Origin of the sequence: Streptomyces sp. NPDC059743, from assembly GCF_042732975.1 — a bacterium.
Lineage (GTDB): Bacteria > Actinomycetota > Actinomycetes > Streptomycetales > Streptomycetaceae > Streptomyces.
Map to the genome: position 1 here is coordinate 98,346 of NZ_JBHWGS010000010.1, position 15,387 is coordinate 113,732.

The 15,387-nt window shown below is 70.5% G+C and carries 13 protein-coding genes; 5 read left to right on the forward strand and 8 right to left on the reverse strand.

The genetic code is table 11. The annotated features are described in order from the left end of the window. Nucleotides 1-37: 37 nt before the first annotated feature. On the reverse strand, nucleotides 38-373 hold the full coding sequence (locus ACFV6H_RS19080) for a YbaB/EbfC family nucleoid-associated protein (RefSeq protein WP_384984171.1): 336 nt from the start codon (nucleotides 371-373) through the stop codon (nucleotides 38-40). Between the two features lie 330 nt (nucleotides 374-703). On the opposite strand from ACFV6H_RS19080, the gene ACFV6H_RS19085 reads away from it, so the two are divergent. Further along, nucleotides 704-1,471: an SLATT domain-containing protein gene (locus ACFV6H_RS19085; RefSeq protein WP_093591400.1), complete on the forward strand. Its 768-nt coding sequence runs from the start codon at nucleotides 704-706 to the stop codon at nucleotides 1,469-1,471. A gap of 136 nt (nucleotides 1,472-1,607) precedes the next feature. On the opposite strand, the gene ACFV6H_RS19090 is transcribed toward ACFV6H_RS19085, so the two are convergent. The 5 genes from ACFV6H_RS19090 to ACFV6H_RS19110 all read right to left on the reverse strand — a co-directional run bounded on the left by ACFV6H_RS19090 (nucleotide 1,608) and on the right by ACFV6H_RS19110 (nucleotide 8,758). Next, nucleotides 1,608-2,258 (reverse strand): hypothetical protein, encoded by a 651-nt coding sequence (locus ACFV6H_RS19090; RefSeq protein WP_066953143.1) that lies wholly within the window; start codon nucleotides 2,256-2,258, stop codon nucleotides 1,608-1,610. A 283-nt stretch (nucleotides 2,259-2,541) separates the two neighbouring features. Then, nucleotides 2,542-5,217, reverse strand: coding sequence for a dolichyl-phosphate beta-glucosyltransferase (locus tag ACFV6H_RS19095; protein WP_385543789.1), 2,676 nt, complete (start codon nucleotides 5,215-5,217; stop codon nucleotides 2,542-2,544). Between the two features lie 173 nt (nucleotides 5,218-5,390). Then, complete coding sequence (locus ACFV6H_RS19100) at nucleotides 5,391-6,074, reverse strand: GntR family transcriptional regulator (protein WP_093591394.1); 684 nt, start codon at nucleotides 6,072-6,074, stop codon at nucleotides 5,391-5,393. Nucleotides 6,075-6,261: 187 nt separating this feature from the next. After that, a complete protein-coding gene (locus ACFV6H_RS19105; RefSeq protein WP_385543307.1) occupies nucleotides 6,262-7,617 on the reverse strand; it encodes an aspartate aminotransferase family protein in 1,356 nt (451 codons plus the stop codon). Between the two features lie 154 nt (nucleotides 7,618-7,771). After that, complete coding sequence (locus ACFV6H_RS19110) at nucleotides 7,772-8,758, reverse strand: GlxA family transcriptional regulator (RefSeq protein ID WP_385543310.1); 987 nt, start codon at nucleotides 8,756-8,758, stop codon at nucleotides 7,772-7,774. 159 nt (nucleotides 8,759-8,917) lie between these two features. On the opposite strand from ACFV6H_RS19110, the gene ACFV6H_RS19115 reads away from it, so the two are divergent. After that, nucleotides 8,918-9,556, forward strand: a complete 639-nt coding sequence (locus tag ACFV6H_RS19115; RefSeq protein ID WP_384978514.1) for an HD domain-containing protein — start codon at nucleotides 8,918-8,920, stop codon at nucleotides 9,554-9,556. 100 nt (nucleotides 9,557-9,656) lie between these two features. Here the strand turns inward: ACFV6H_RS19115 and ACFV6H_RS19120 are convergent, their stop codons facing one another. After that, complete coding sequence (locus ACFV6H_RS19120; RefSeq protein WP_385543314.1) at nucleotides 9,657-10,235, reverse strand: TetR/AcrR family transcriptional regulator; 579 nt, start codon at nucleotides 10,233-10,235, stop codon at nucleotides 9,657-9,659. Between the two features lie 177 nt (nucleotides 10,236-10,412). Here ACFV6H_RS19120 and ACFV6H_RS19125 point away from each other — a divergent pair, with 177 nt between their 5' ends. From ACFV6H_RS19125 to ACFV6H_RS19135, 3 genes are all read left to right on the forward strand, one after another. Continuing rightward, complete coding sequence (locus ACFV6H_RS19125) at nucleotides 10,413-11,279, forward strand: alpha/beta fold hydrolase (RefSeq protein WP_385543317.1); 867 nt, start codon at nucleotides 10,413-10,415, stop codon at nucleotides 11,277-11,279. Nucleotides 11,280-11,309: 30 nt separating this feature from the next. Beyond that, entirely contained in the window at nucleotides 11,310-11,792 is a 483-nt protein-coding gene (locus tag ACFV6H_RS19130) for a peroxiredoxin (protein WP_385543320.1), read from the forward strand. A 169-nt stretch (nucleotides 11,793-11,961) separates the two neighbouring features. Beyond that, complete coding sequence (locus ACFV6H_RS19135; RefSeq protein ID WP_385543323.1) at nucleotides 11,962-13,986, forward strand: serine/threonine-protein kinase; 2,025 nt, start codon at nucleotides 11,962-11,964, stop codon at nucleotides 13,984-13,986. A gap of 111 nt (nucleotides 13,987-14,097) precedes the next feature. Here ACFV6H_RS19135 and ACFV6H_RS19140 read toward each other — a convergent pair whose 3' ends face one another. Continuing rightward, nucleotides 14,098-15,381 carry an adenylosuccinate synthase gene (locus tag ACFV6H_RS19140; protein ID WP_384788901.1) on the reverse strand — a complete coding sequence of 428 codons (1,284 nt, stop codon included), beginning with the start codon at nucleotides 15,379-15,381 and terminating at the stop codon, nucleotides 14,098-14,100. Nucleotides 15,382-15,387 lie beyond the last annotated feature (6 nt).

Below are 15,387 nucleotides of genomic sequence, written 5' to 3' on the forward strand. Positions count from 1 at the left end.
CGGGCCTTGTACGTACGCTAGTTGGTGCCGGGAGGTCTTAGAAGGGCAGGCCCGGCATACCGCCGAGGCCCTGCGCGAGCGGACCGAGCTTCTGCTGCTGGAGCTGCTGCGCGTTCTCGTTCGCCGCGTGGACGGCGGCGATGACGAGATCCGCGAGCGTTTCTGTGTCCTCCGGGTCGACGGCCTTCGGATCGATGACAAGGCCGCGCAGTTCGCCCGAGCCGTTGACCGTCGCCTTGACCAGACCACCGCCCGACTGGCCGTCGACCTCGGTCGCCGCCAGCTCCTCCTGCGCCCGGGCGAGTTCCTGCTGCATCTGCTGAGCCTGCTGGAGCAGCTCTTGCATATTGGGCTGACCACCACCGGGAATCACGGTCACTCCTGGCATTCGACGACGATTTCCTCTGTAAGCCGAGCCTACGTGGTCACCGGGCAGCCCGCTCCACCCCACCGGAACGAACTCTTTCGAGTGAGAGCCCCATGGCTCCTCCACCTGTTCAAGGCCCACACGTGGTGGTAAATACCGGGATTTCGGACACACAGCCCACCATTCGGCGGTAGGAATGCATGCGCGGAATCGCCCGCCGCCCGTCCAAACACTCAGGAGACCCGTCCGACAGCCCAAGAGCCGCGAACCGCGAACCGACCGATCGTCGACCAGCCGTACACACAAAGTCACAGCAGACCGCAGAGGAGTGCCCAGGTGAGCCAGCCGGAGATGCAGCCCGGAGGCCCTGCCCGGGAGGAGGACGCCTCGTCCGGTGGTGCCGTGCCGCACGGCGGCGAGACCGAGGGCGACCGCGATCTGACCGGAGGGCCGTTCCCGCTCGGCGACTGGGGCGAACCCGCGGAACGGCTCGACGAGCTGTACCGCTGGGTCGAGACCGGCGCGCTGCGCACCGTCGACTGGTATCTGAGCACCCGGTTACGGAAACGGCGCGCCGCCCGCGTCCTGCGGGCCGCGACGGCGCTCGGCGTGACCGCGGGCGCCGTCCTGCCGCTGCTGGATCTCACCGGCGCGCTGGCGGGAGCGGCGGGCTGGGGCTATGTCTCGCTGCTGCTGGGCGCCGCCTGTCTGGCGTGCGACCGCTACTTCGGGCTGACGTCCGGCTGGATGCGCGCGGTCGCGACGGCGCAGGGCGTCCAGCGCAGATTGCAGACGCTCCAGTTCGACTGGGCGTCGGAGTGCGTACGGGAGGTCCTCGGGCCGACCGAGGGCACCGCGAGCGAGGCCGCGGAACGCTGTCTGGCGGTGCTGCGACGGTTCACGGAGGACGTGACCGAGCTGGTACGGGCCGAGACGGCGGACTGGATGATCGAGTTCCGCTCGGGCCCCGCGCCGCTGGTGATGCAGTCGATGCCGATGGGCGGCGTACGAGGCGAGGGCTCCGTACCGCCGCCCGGGCGTTTTCCGCTGCCGCCGGGCACCAGGCCGAACATGCCGAGGCAGAGGCCGCCGGAGCCGCGGTGACGATCGCGCCGTGTCCTCAAGCGCCGGATGGACTGCTGCGCTGCGTCAGGCGCCGGACGGACTGCTGTGCCGTGTCCTCAGGCGCCGGACAGGCCTTGGTCAGCCCGTCCGGCGGTTGAGGACGAATCGGCGTCCGTCAGCTGAAGATGATCATTGAGCCCTGGCCCAGACTTCTGGTCGCCGCGGCGTGCAGGCCCAGCCAGACATGGCGCTCCCGGGCGAACGGGCTGTCGTCGTACGGGATCGAGGTCGCCGGTTCCTCCAAGGACGTGGGGCGCTCCGGCGGAGCGGGCGCGGCCGGCGGATTGGCCGGGTCGATACCGATCGCCGGAGCGACGATCTCCAGCTCGCGCAGCAGGCCCTGGGTGGAGCCCAGCGGGCCGCCGCCCGCGAGGAGTTCCTCGTTCGAGAGAGGCGCGTCGTAGTCCACCGGGACATACGCGCCCGCGTGGTCGTAGTGCCAGACGAGATGCGACTGCTGGGCCGTCGACTCGAACATCTCCAGCAACTGCTCGTAGTCACCGCCCAGTTCGCCGACCGGCGTCACCGCCAGACCGCAGAGCTGGAGCAGATACGCGCGCCGCAGGAAGTGCAGCGCGTCGTAGTCGAAGCCGGCGACCGGGGCGACATCGCCCGAGAGGCCCGGCATATAGGCGAAGACGGGAACGGACGGCAGCCCGGCGTCGCCGAGCGCCTTGTCGTATACGGCGATCTCTTCGGCGAAGGGATTGTCGGGGCTGTGGCACAGCACATCGACGAGGGGGACCAACCACAGGTCACAGGCCAAGGGAGGCTCGCTCTCCAACGGGTCGTACGCGTGCGCGCGATGGTCGGGACAGCGTAATGCGACGGGCACGTTCAGCGAAGGGCCCCGGTCGGCCCTCCCTTGCGCGTCCCGTACGCGTCCCGCTCGGCGGAGGACCGCCGGTACGGTCCGACACGGCCCGGAACGCGGGCCGATGACACGGCGTCAGGCCGTTTCCGTCCCGCCCGCCGCAAGCCCTGCGCCCGGCACCGCATGCATGCCCGTCCGCCCGTCCCGCCTGCACTGCCCGTACCGCGTCGGGCCATCATCCCGTACGGACCGCTCCCGCTCCTCCGGTGGGCGGCAGATCCCAGATCCAGACTCCGCCGATCCGCTTCCCGGGCCGTCCCAGCAGCTTCTCCACCGTCTCGTACAGCGCCGCGTCATTGGCCTGAGGCGCGAGCACCACGACGCCCGCCCGCCAGAAGGCGAGGTCGAAGCGCGCCTGCGCCCGCCAGTTGGCCCCGATGACCGGCGCCTGGCCGCTGTAGCGGACATCGCGCAGCAGATTGGAGGTGTAGCGGGCGGGAGCGCCGTAGATGCCCATACGTTCCTTGCCCCACGGACCGTTGAAGTAGCCGCCGGGCACGGAGAATCCGAGGCCCGTCGCGGACTGCCAGTGCAGCGCCTCCGCGCTGCCGGGATCGGGCAGCGGTACGGGTACGACGGACTCGCCCTCGGAGACATACGCGCGGTACATCCCGTCGGCGATGAACCGCGGGACGTCCGGACGGTCCCGTACCGGCAGCGCCGTCGGGACGATCGGGATCAGCGCCGCGGCCACCGCCGCGAGCCCGACGAGCCGGTGTCTGCGCCATCGCGCCCGGGCCCGGTCGCCCGGCCCAGGCTCTCCGGATTCCGTATCCGCCGTGGCCGCCGTATCCGCAGCCGCCTCCGCCCGGTGGGCCGCCAGCCGGTCCGCCGCCAGCGCCACCAGCGCGCCCAGCGCCGGCGCGCAGATCATCGCCACGCGCGACTCGATCACCGACTCGAAGAGCGGCTGATGGGCGAGGGCCCGCCAAGGGCCGGTCAGTACGACGTCCGTGAACGGGATACGGATCTTCGGCCCCATGGAGAGCAGCGCCGCCGCCACCGCCGTGAACGCCAGCGCCCTCACCACGGCCAGTCGCCACAGCCACACCACGATCCCGAAGGCGAGGGCGATCAGCGGCCAGCCGTAGAAGGCGTTCTGCTCGGTACGGTTCATCGCGAGCGCGTCGGCGGTCGTCTCGTCGCCCAGCAGCGCGCGCCCGGAGAACTCCAGGAAGGCGAGCGGGCTGTTGCCCGCGTTGTCGCCGTGCAGAACGCTGTGGTAGCTCTGCGGGCCGAAGAACTGCCAGTACAGCGGGAACGCCAGCAGCGGCAGACAGACCTGCAACGCGTATCCGAGGCCCAGCAGCAGAGGCCGTAGCGCGGCGCGCGCCACATCGCGGCGTACGACGGCGTACGCCAGCGCGAAGAGCAGCATGCCCATCACGGCGAGCAGCAGCGGTTCCTCGCCGAGGAAGATCTGGTACGTGACGAAGAGGCCGAGCAGCACGCCGTCCCGCAGGACTCGGCGCCCTTCGGCCTCGCCGTCGGGATCCTCGTCCGTCACGTCGGCGCCCGCGCCCACGCCTGCTCCCGGGCGCACGCAGAGCCGCAGTGCCCGGTCGATGATCACCGGAATCATGAAGAGGACAAGGAAGTTGGGATGCGCGTTGGCGTGCGACATCATCGGAGGCGCGAACGCGGCGAGCGCCGCGCCGAGCGCCGCCGCCCGGCGGTCCCGGACGAGCCGGCGCGCGAACAGCCTGTACCAGGAGACGGCCGTGGCCGTCAGACCGAGCGTGAGGACCAGCGCCCAGGTGACGGTCGGTCCGAAGACGAGCGTGACGGGTGTGAGCGGGACGGAGAGCCCGAGCATGACCGTGTTCGCCATCAGGTTCACACCGTCGGGAAAGTTCTGGAGCGTCGTGAACAGCGGGTTGCGCAGATGGACGACATTGTCGGCGGTGACGCGGAAGAACCACTCCCACTGGTTCTGGTCCGAGCCCGCGTCGGCGAGATAGGCGTGGTCGAGATCCGCCCACAGGCCCTTGTAGAGGAAGAGGGAGACGAGAAGGAACAGCCCGGCGACGGCGAGATCGGTACGGCGGAGTCCGCGCGGCCCGCGCAGTCCGCGCGGCCGGCGGCCATCCGCCCGGTCGGCTGTCCCGTCAGCTGCCTGGTCGGCTGTCCGGTCAGCTGTCCGTTCGCCCGCCCTGAGCCGCGCCAGCTCCAGCAGGACCTTGCCGTAGTCCAGCGGCCGTACCTTCGAGCCCGGCTGGTGCGCCCAGCGCACGGGCACCTCCGTCACCGGCCAGCCCGAGCGCCGGAAGTGGCGCAGAATCTCGACGTCGATGCTCCAGCCGTCCAGCCGGGACTCGGCGAAGGCGGCGCGCGCCCGCTCGCCGTCGAAGAGCTTGAAACCGCACTGGGTGTCGCTGATGCCGTCGACCGCGACCAGCCGTATCAGCCGGTTGCCGAGCCGGCCCAGCCACTCGCGCAGCGCGAGCTGGCGTACCTCGATGCTCGCGTCCGGATGGGCGCGCGAACCGATCGCCGCGCCGTCACCGTCCGCCGTGAGCTGCTTGTCGAGCCGGTCCAGTTCATCGATGGGAGTGGCGAGATCGGCGTCGGTGACCAGGACGCGCCGGCCGTGCGAGGCCAGTACGCCCTGGCGCAGGGCATGGCCCTTGCCGTGGTTGCCGTCGCTCCTCAGCAGCTGGATACGCGGCTCGTGGGCTGCGGCCTCGGCGGCAATCGCGGCCGTGCCGTCCGTCGAACCGTCGTCGACGACGATCAGCTCCCACTCGCCCCAGCGGTCCGGATCGGCGCGGAGATGGGCGCGGATGGCGTCGAGAGTGGGGCGCAGCCGCGCCTCCTCGTTGTACGCCGGTACGACAACGCTCAGCGCCACGCTCCCGGCGCGCGCGCCGTCGCCGACGCCCGCTGTGGCCGCCGTACGCTCCCCAGGCGCCGTACGCTCCGTAGCCGCCGTGCTCTCCGTACCCGGCGCATCCGGCGGCTCCGGCGCGTCCGCTCCCTCCGCGCGTGCCCTGGCCGTACCGTCCGCGCGTCCCCCGTCCCCACTCACCGCCGCGAACTCTCCAGTCTGTCGGCCCACTTGAGCGCGTGGTCGTCGTAATCCGCGATCACGGCGCGCACCGCCGCCGCGTCGCCGAGCGTGAGCGCGTCCACGAGCTGTTCATGCCCGCTCCACAGCCACTTCCCGCCCTCGGCCTCGTCCCGGAGGAAGGGCACCGAGAACACCCATGCCTGCACCCGCAGCCGGTGCAGGAAATCGGCGACATAGCGATTGGCGACCAGCGCGCCCAGCTCACGCCAGAACCGCAGGTCGTAGCCGATGAGGACATTCAGATCCCCGCTCCTGGCCGCGCGCGCGGCCTCCTCGGCCCGGCGCCGTACGGACACCAGCGCCGCGCCCTGCGCCTTGGCGGCCAGTTGCTCGCCCGCCAGCTTGCGGAAAACACCGTCCACGATCAGCGAGCGCGCTTCGACCATGCCGCGGAAGTCGTCGATCGAGAACCGGTGGACCCGGAAACCGCGGTGCTGGTCCGAGTCCAGCAGATCCTGCGCGGAGAGGTCGACCAGCGCCTCCCTGACCGGCGTCGCGGAGACTCCGTACTGCTCGGCGATCTGCTTGACGGTGAACTCCTGCCCCGGCAGTAAACGCCCTGCCAGCACTTCGTCACGCAGCGCGTCCGCGATCTGCTGCCGCAAGGTACTGCGGGTCACGGCTCCGCTGGCGGGCATGGTTCGTCTCCTCGTCCGGCTCCGGACACCTTAAGCCAGGGGGTGCCGGAGGGCGGGACGGGACGGGTGTGGTGTGGCCGACTCCGGCCCACGACGTGCTCGTACGGGGCGCTCGTACGCGGCGCTCCCGCGCCCGGAGCGTGCGCCGTGCGCCCGCGCCGTAGGCCCTCCAGCGCGTGCCCCGCGCCTACGCCGTGTACTCGTCCGCGACCGTCAGCGCCAGGTCCAGGATCGCCAGCCCTTCCTTCGCCTCGGCCTCCGTGATGTTGCAGGCCGGGACCGCGTGCGTACGGTTCATGTTCACGAAGGGCCACAGACCGTTCGCCTTGCAGGCCGCGGCGAAGGCGGCCATGGGCGCGTTCGCCTCGCCCGTCGCGTTGTACGGCACGAGCGGCTCGCGGGTCTCCCGGTCCCTGACCAGGTCGAGGGCCCAGAACACACCCGTACCGCGCACCTCGCCCACCGAGGGATGCCGGGCCGCCAGCTCGCGCAGCCCGGGACCGAGGACCGTCTCGCCGATACGCGCCGCGTGCTCCACGACCTTCTCCTCCTCCATCACCCGGATCGTGGCGACGGCCGCGGCGCAGGCCAGCGGATGGCCGGAGTAGGTGAGCCCGCCGGGATAGGGCCGGGTCGCGAAGGTCTCGGCGACGGCCGCGGAGATCGCGACGCCGCCGAGCGGGACATAGCCCGAGTTGACGCCCTTGGCGAAGGTCAGCAGATCGGGTACGACACCGAAGTGGTCGGCGGCGAACCACGCGCCCGTACGCCCGAAGCCCGCCATCACCTCGTCGAGCACGAAGACGATGCCGTGCCGGTCGCAGATCTCCCGTACGCCCGCGAGATAGCCGGGCGGCGGCACCATGACACCGGCCGTGCCCGGAACGGTCTCCAGGATGATCGCGGCGATGGTGGCCGGGCCCTCGAAGGCGATGGTCGATTCGAGATGCTCCAGCGCGCGGGCGCACTCCTCGGCCTCCGTCGAGGCGTAGAAGGGCGAGCGGTAGAGGAACGGCGAGTGGAAGTGGACGACGCCGGACGAGCCGCTGTCGGACGGCCAGCGGCGCGGATCGCCGGTGAGATTGATCGCGGTGGAGGTGGCGCCGTGGTACGAGCGGTACGCGGAGAGCACCTTGGGCCGGCCGGTGTGCAGCCGGGCCATCCGGATGGCGTTCTCGACGGCCTCGGCGCCTCCGTTGGTGAAGAAGATCTTGTCGAGATCGCCGGGAGTGCGCTCGGCGATCAGCCGCGCCGCCTCGGAGCGTACGTCGACGGCGAAGGCGGGCGCGAAGGTGGCGAGGCGCCCGGCCTGCTCCTGAATGGCGGCGACGACGGCCGGGTGCTGATAACCGATGTTGGTGAAGACGAGACCGCTGGTGAAGTCGAGATAGCGGTGGCCGTCGTAGTCCCAGAAGTACGAGCCTTCGGCGCCGGCGACGGCGAGCGGATCGATCAGGCCCTGGGCGGACCAGGAGTGGAACACATGGGCACGGTCGGCGGCCTTCACGGCGGCGCCCGTCGTCGGATCGGCATGAGGGATCATGCGGTCCAGGGTAGAGAACGGCTGGTCGGGGCCGGTATGGCCAAGGTGTACGGACTGAGCGGCCTGGGTCGGCATGATGTCGGGCGGTTGAGTCGTATACCGCCGGACAGCCGGACAGCAGACCCGCCGGGTGTCGGCACGCGGGCGTCAGCCGTCACCGCGTCCGGGCCGTCGTACGGAAGCGCGCTCGGTACGTCGACGGCGTTACGCCGAGGTGGCGCAGAAAGACCCGGCGCAGCGACTCGTCGCTGCCGAGGCCGCTGCGGCTCGCCGTTCCCGTCACCGTCTCGCCCGCCTCCAGCAGCGCCTTCGCCGCCTCCAGCCGTACGGACTCGACATACACCGCCGGAGTGCTGCCGATCTGCTCGTTGAAGAGCCGCGTGAGATGGCGCGCGCTCATGCCGCCGCGCCGGGCCAGCGCGGGAAGCGAGTGATCTGCCGCCGGATCCGCCGCGATCTCGCGCAGCAGTCCGCGCAGCGCGTCGTGCTGAGGACTCGGCGTACGGGCGGCGACCGAGAACTGCGACTGTCCGCCCGGCCGCCGCAGGAACACCACCAGATCGCGGGCGACCTCGCGGGCCAGCTCCGCGCCCTCGTCGTCCTCCACCAGCGCCAGGGCCAGATCGATGCCCGCGGTGACACCGGCCGAGGTGTACGTACGGCCGTCCCGTACGTAGATCGCGTCCGGCTCGACGGTCACGGCCGGAAAGCGCCTGGCCAAGGTCGCCGCGTGCCGCCAGTGGATGGTCGCCCGCCGGCCGTCCAGCAGCCCGGCGGCGGCCAGCGCGAAGGCGCCGGTGCAGACGGACGCAGTCCGCGCGGACCGGTCGGCGAGGGCGGAGACCGCGTCGAGCAGCGCGGCCGACGGAGGGTGGCGGAGCGGCAGCTCGTCCGAGCCCGGGACAACCAGCGTGTGCGCGCCTGCGACCTCGGCCACCGCCCTGTCCGCGGCGAGCCGGGTGCCGGTGGAGGTGCTCACCGGTCCGCCGTCGGCCGAGCAGACCGTCTGGCTGTACGCGCCGCCCAGCCCCGCCGCCGTACCGAACACCTCCAGCGGCGCGGCGACATCCATCAGCCGGACGCCGTCGTACACGAACACGACGATTTCTCTTCGCTCCGCCGATGACTCTTCAGGCCGCATGACATCGACGGTAGCCCGGATCCATGGCCGGATGTGTGGGATGTACGTCCATGGAGACATGGCAGGGCCAGGGCGTACGGGGCCACAGTGGAATCAGGGGCCCGGCGCCCCCCGGGCCCCTCAGTGGTCTCTGTGGTCTCTCCCGAAAGGAATTCCGCCATGACCGAGCGCATCGCCGACATCGAGATCCCCGACAGCGGCCTCGTCAAGGAAGCCACCGAGCTGATCCGGGACATCGAGAGCCCTCTGCTGTACGACCACTCCCGCCGGGTCTTCCTCTTCGGCTCCCTCCAAGGGCGGCGGCAGGGCCTGTCGTACGATCCCGAACTGCTCTATATCGGCGCGATGTTCCATGACCTCGGCCTCACCGAGGGCTACCGCTCCTCGCGGCAGCGCTTCGAGCTCGACGGCGCCGACGCGGCCCGTGACTTCCTGCTCGGCCAAGGGCTGCCGCCGGAGAGCGCGCGGACCGTCTGGACCGCGATCGCCCTGCACACGACACCGGGGATCCCCGAGCGCATGGAGCCCGAGGTGGCGCTGGTGACGGCGGGCGTCGAGTTCGACGTCATGGGAATGGGTCTCGACGCCGTCCCGGAGAGCGTCAGGAACGCGGTCGTCGCCGCCCATCCGCGGCCCGACTTCAAACGGCGGATCCTGCGGGCGTTCACGGACGGTTTCGCACACCGGCCCGAGTCGACCTTCGGCACGGTGAACGCGGATGTGCTGGCGCGCTTCTCGCCCGGATTCGTACGGACGGACTTCGTGGACGTGATCGAGAACTCGGCCTGGCCGGAGTGACGTCGACCGTGTGACGTCGGCCGAGTGCAGCCGACCGAGCAACGTCGCTCGAATGACGTCGCTCGTATGACGTCGGCCGAGTGACGTCGCAGCTCAGCCGTCAGGCGAGGACGGCGAGGACGGCCCGTTCCAGATGCCCGCGGACGGCCTCGGAGTCGTCGAGATCGCCGCCGACCATGGCACCGTCGCGCAGCAGCAGCAGCGTCGCGGTGGCGTGGTCGGCATCGGCGCACCCGGCCGCCGTGACGAGATTTCTGACGGTCTGCCTGAACCAGGCCCGGTGGGCCTGGACCGCCTGGTGCACGGGCTGGCCAGGATCCGGGTACTCGGCCGCGGCGTTGATGAACGGGCACCCGCGGAAGTCCGGGCCGCACACCTCCGCGCCGACGCCGGACATCACCGTGATCAGCAGGCTCCGCGGGTCGGTGCTGACGGTGAACAGTTCCGCGACCCGGGCCCTGATCTGCTGGTCGCGATGCCGGACATAGGCGAGGACCAGGTCCTCCTTGCCCGGGAAGTGCCGGTAGAAGGTGGCCCGGGTGACACCGGCCTCGGCGATGATCCGGTCCACGCCGACGTGGTGGATCCCTTGGGCGTAGAAGATCTGCGACGCCGTCTCCAGAAGGCGGTCACGAGCCGACGAGGGCCGCTGCTGGGGAGCGGTGGCGGGAGTGGACATTCCACCATCCTACCGGAACGATCGTTCTGCCTCAACGGAGCCAGCGCACCGTACTGACCTCGCACCCGACCGACTCGCCGCCGAGGAAAGCTCACAGAGACCAGGTTGACCAATCGACACGCCGCACCCTAATCTCCCGAAGAGACAGAACGTTCTATCTCTCCAGGAGGTTCACTCATGTCCCATGCCCGATCCCATGCGTCACGTCGGACGGTGCTCGCGCTCGCCGCAGGCGCCGCGCTCGCCGGCATCGCCGTCCCGGCGCTCGCCGCCGGTACCGCCGACAAGCACTCCGCTACCACCGGCCACACCCGCCACACCACCGCCAAGCCCACCGTGGTCCTCGTGCACGGCGCCTGGGCCGACTCGTCGAGCTGGGGCGATGTCGTCAACCGCCTTCAGGCCCAGGGCTATCCCGTCCTCGCCCTCGCCAACCCGCTGCGCGGACTGGCCCAGGACTCCGCCTATCTGGAGAGTCGTCTCAACGGCATCACCGGCCCGGTCGTCCTGGTCGGACACTCCTACGGCGGTGCGGTCATCACCGAGGCGGCGGCGCACGTCCCCAACGTGAAGGCGCTCGTCTACGTGGCCGGCTTCGCCCCCGCCAAGAACGAGAGCATCGGCGCCCTGACCGCGAAGTACCCCGGCTCGCACGCCACGCCCGATGCCCTGAACGTCGTTCCGTACGACACGGGCGACACGGGTGGCACAAAGGGAGTCGACATCTACATCAAGCCCGACAAGTTCCGCGACGTGTTCGCCGCCGCGCTCCCCCAGCGGCAGACCAACACCCTCGCGGCCGTCCAACGTCCCATCGACGCCGGAGCGTTCGACGAGACAGCCACGGCGGCGGCCTGGGAGACCATCCCTTCCTGGTATCTGGTGACGCGCGACGACCACGCCATCCCGCCCGCCACCCAGCGCTTCATGGCCCAACGCGCCCACGCGCACACCACCGAGGTCACCGCACCCCATGCGGTGATGCTCACCCGCCCCGACGCCGTCACCGACATCATCCGCAGCGCCGCCACGGCGACCCGCTGAACCCACCGAGACCTCACACCGGAGACAGCAATGGCACGTGCATTGGAACCGGGAGCCCTGGCACCGGACTTCGTCCTGCCGGGCGGCCGTTGGGACGGCGAGACGTTCACGACGGGCAGCTACCGGCTCGGCGACAGACGCGGGCACCCGCTGATCCTCGCCTTCTACCCTCAGGACAACTCGGCCGTCTGCACCCGCCAGATGTGCTCGTACTCAAGCGGCCTGGAGCAGTTCACCGACCTGGGAGCCGACGTGTGGGCCATCAGCCCTCAAGGACTCGACGCCCATGAGGAGTTCGCCCGCGGAAACAATCTCAGGATGCCCTTGCTGGCCGACACCGAGCGCACCGCCGCCAAGCTCTTCGGCGTCGCCGCACCCGGCATCGGCATCAGGCGATCGGTATTCCTGATCGGACCCGACGGGCGCGTGCGATGGCAGCACATCGCCCTCATCGGGCTCACGTGGCAGCCGGTGGAGAGACTCACCGCCGAATTGAGCCGCACCCGAGCCTGACCTCTGTTGCGCCGGCCGGAATGAGCCGCCCTCTCGTACGGACCGACCCAGGCGTACGCGGTGAAACGGCGTTCGGGATAGTCGGGATACTCGACGAGTCCGCCCGTCTCATGCGAGATGATCCAGGGCGGATACCGAACGTCGCACGTACGGGAGGGGCCGCGCGGCCATGGAGAAGCTCGTAGCAGAAGACCCGCAGCACATCGGCGCCTACCGGCTGCTGGCACGGCTGGGCGCCGGCGGTATGGGCCGGGTCTATCTGGCGCGGTCCGACCGTGGCCGTACGGTCGCGGTGAAACTCGTACGGCGTGAACTGGCCGAACAGGAGCAGTTCCGCAGCCGGTTCCGGCTGGAGGTGGCGGCGGCGCGGCGCGTCGGCGGTGCGTGGACGGCGCCCGTGCTCGACGCCGACACGGAGGCGCCGGTGCCGTGGCTCGCGACCGGTTATATGGCGGGCCCGAGCCTTCAGGCCGTCGTGTCCGGCGGTCACGGTCCCCTTCCGGAACGCTCGGTGCGGATACTCGCCTCCGGTCTCGCGCACGCGCTCCAGGACATCCACGCGGCGGGACTCATCCACCGCGATCTCAAGCCGTCCAACGTACTGGTGACGATCGACGGGCCGCGCGTCATCGACTTCGGCATAGCCCGTGCGCTGGAGACCGTCACCGAGGAGGGCCTGACGCGGACCGGCGCGCTGGTGGGCTCTCCCGGCTTCATGGCGCCGGAACAGGTACGCGGCGACCGGGTGACGGCGGCGTGCGACGTGTTCTGTCTGGGCTCGGTGCTGGCGTACGCGGCAACCGGACGGCTGCCGTTCGGCGCGGCGGACAGCGGAGTGCACGCGCTGATGTACCGGATCGCGCAGGAGGCACCGGACCTGTCCGGGCTGTCGGACAATCTGGCGGTGCTGGTGCACGCCTGCCTCCAGAAGGAACCGGCCGCGCGGCCGACCACGAAGGACATCCTGGCCCGGGTGGGCGAGGCGGCGGACGCGGGCGCGGGCCCCGGCGGAGAACCGTGGCTGCCGGGCGGACTGCTCGCGCGACTGGGCCAGCACGCGGTACGGCTGCTGGAGTACGAGAACCCGACGGGACGGATACGGACACCGGCGCAGGACGAGCTCGCCGTACCGGCTGCGGAAGCGAAGGCGGAAGTACCGGCGCAGGCGGTAGCAGTACCAGCACAGGCCCCGGCGACTGAACAAGCACAAGCCCCGGCAGAAACACAGGCCGAGCAGCAGAAGTCCCTTCCCGTGCCGACTGCACCGACTGCACCGACTGCACCGACTGCACCGACACAGCCAACGCCCACGCCGGAGGCGGCTCCGCAGACCGCTCCTCTGCCGGTTCTGGTACAGCCCGTACCCTCCGCGCCCGCCCCGGTCCGGGCACCACAGCCACAGCCACAGCCCGCAGCGCATCCTCAGCCTCAGCCCCAGCCGTACGGCCATCCCCAGCCGCCCCGCCCCCAGCCAGGTTTCGGACCGGCCCCGGCGTACGGACCGCCTCCGCCCGCGCCCTACGGTGCGCCGCCAGCGTACGGCCGGCAGGTCACGCCCTTCGGTCCCACTCCGCCGTACGGTGTCGCTCCGGCGCCGCCGCCCCAGCAGCGTCCCGGGCGCAATCCGCGCGGTACCGCCGCCCTGATCGCCGTGGCGTTGATCGTCGCGATCGCCGCGGGCGGCTCGGTGTACGCGCTCATGAACGGCGGCAACGCGCAGGACGACGGAAAGACACGGGTGAGCGGCTCCGCAGACCCGAAGCCTCCGGCGGACAACACTCCGGGGCCGTCCCCATCCACCACCGCCTCGCCCACGGACGGGACGGCGGAGGGCGCGGTGCCCGAGGAGTTCCTCGGCACCTGGACCGGCGGGCTGGACACCGCCGCGGGCTTCAGCACCCGCCGGCTCGTCATCCGGCAGGGCGAGGTCGGCGAAACGGTCCTCTCACTGACGGCGGACGGCCCGGCCCAGGGCGGCGGCAGCTACCACTGTGTCTTCGAGGCGCCGCTCGCCTCGGCGCCCGATCCGGATCCGGAAGCCCCGCTCCGTATCGGCCCTTCCGAGGTGACCGAGGGCGAGCCCATGTCGTCCTGCACGCCGGGAAAGCCGACGGAGCTGACGATCCTGCCGGACGGCAGCCTGCACCGGGAGTCGACCGGCGGCGAGTCCCTCACATACACCAAGGGCGACTGACCGGAGACGGCCGAGGCCGGAGACGGCCAAGGCCGGAGACGGCCAAGGCCCGACCGAGGCCGAGGGCGACCGACAGACAGCCGCCGCCCCTGGCCTTCACCACCGGCCCTGCTACAGGAACGAGTTGATCTCGATCGTCTCCGTACGCCCGGGACCCACACCGATCGCCGAGACCGGCGCGCCCGACATCTCCTCCAGCGCCTTCACATACGCCTGCGCGTTCTTCGGCAGATCCGAGAAGCTCTTCGCCTTCGTGATGTCCTCGGACCAGCCGGGCAGATACTCGTACACCGGCTTCGCGTGATGGAAGTCCGTCTGGCTGTACGGGAGTTCCTCGACGCGCCGGCCGTCGATCTCGTACGCCACACAGACCGGGATCTGCTCCCAGCCCGTGAGCACGTCCAGCTTGGTGAGGAAGAAGTCCGTCAGCCCGTTGACCCTGGTCGCGTACCGCGAGATCACCGCGTCGAACCAGCCGCAGCGCCGATCGCGTCCCGTCGTCACACCGCGCTCGCCGCCGATACGGCGCAGCGCCTCGCCGTCCGCGTCGAACAGCTCCGTCGGGAACGGCCCGGCGCCGACGCGCGTCGTATAGGCCTTGAGGATGCCGATGACTCTGCTGATCTTCGTCGGCCCCACGCCCGAGCCCGTACAGGCGCCGCCCGCCGTCGGGTTGGACGAGGTGACGAAGGGATACGTGCCGTGGTCGACGTCCAGCAGCGTGCCCTGCCCGCCCTCGAAGAGGACGACCTTGCCCTCGTCGATGGCGTTGTTGAGCACCAGGGTAGTGTCGGAGACGTACGGCTTGAGCTGGTCCGCGTAGGTCAGCAGTTCTTCGACGATCTTGCCGGACTCGATGGCACGCCGGTTGTAGAGCTTGGCGAGGATCTGATTCTTGAAATCGAGGGCCGCGTCGACCTTCTGGGTCAGGATCGACTCGTCGTAGAGGTCCTGGACCCGGATACCGACGCGGTTGATCTTGTCGGCGTAGGTCGGGCCGATGCCCCGGCCCGTCGTCCCGATCTTCCGCGAACCGAGGAACCGTTCCGTCACCTTGTCCATGGTGGTGTGGTACGAGGTGATCAGATGAGCGTTACCGCTGATCAGCAGCTTGGACGTATCGACACCACGCTCGTTGAGCCCGCTCAGCTCGGAGAGCAGGACGGCAGGGTCGACGACCACCCCGTTGCCGATCACCGGGATACATCCCGGGGAGAGGATTCCGGAAGGGAGGAGATGCAGTGCGTACTTCTGGTCGCCCACGACGACCGTGTGGCCGGCGTTGTTGCCGCCCTGATAGCGCACGACATAGTCCACGGATCCACCGAGCAGGTCGGTGGCCTTTCCCTTGCCTTCGTCACCCCACTGAGCACCGAGCAGCACAAGTGCGGGCACAGGCGT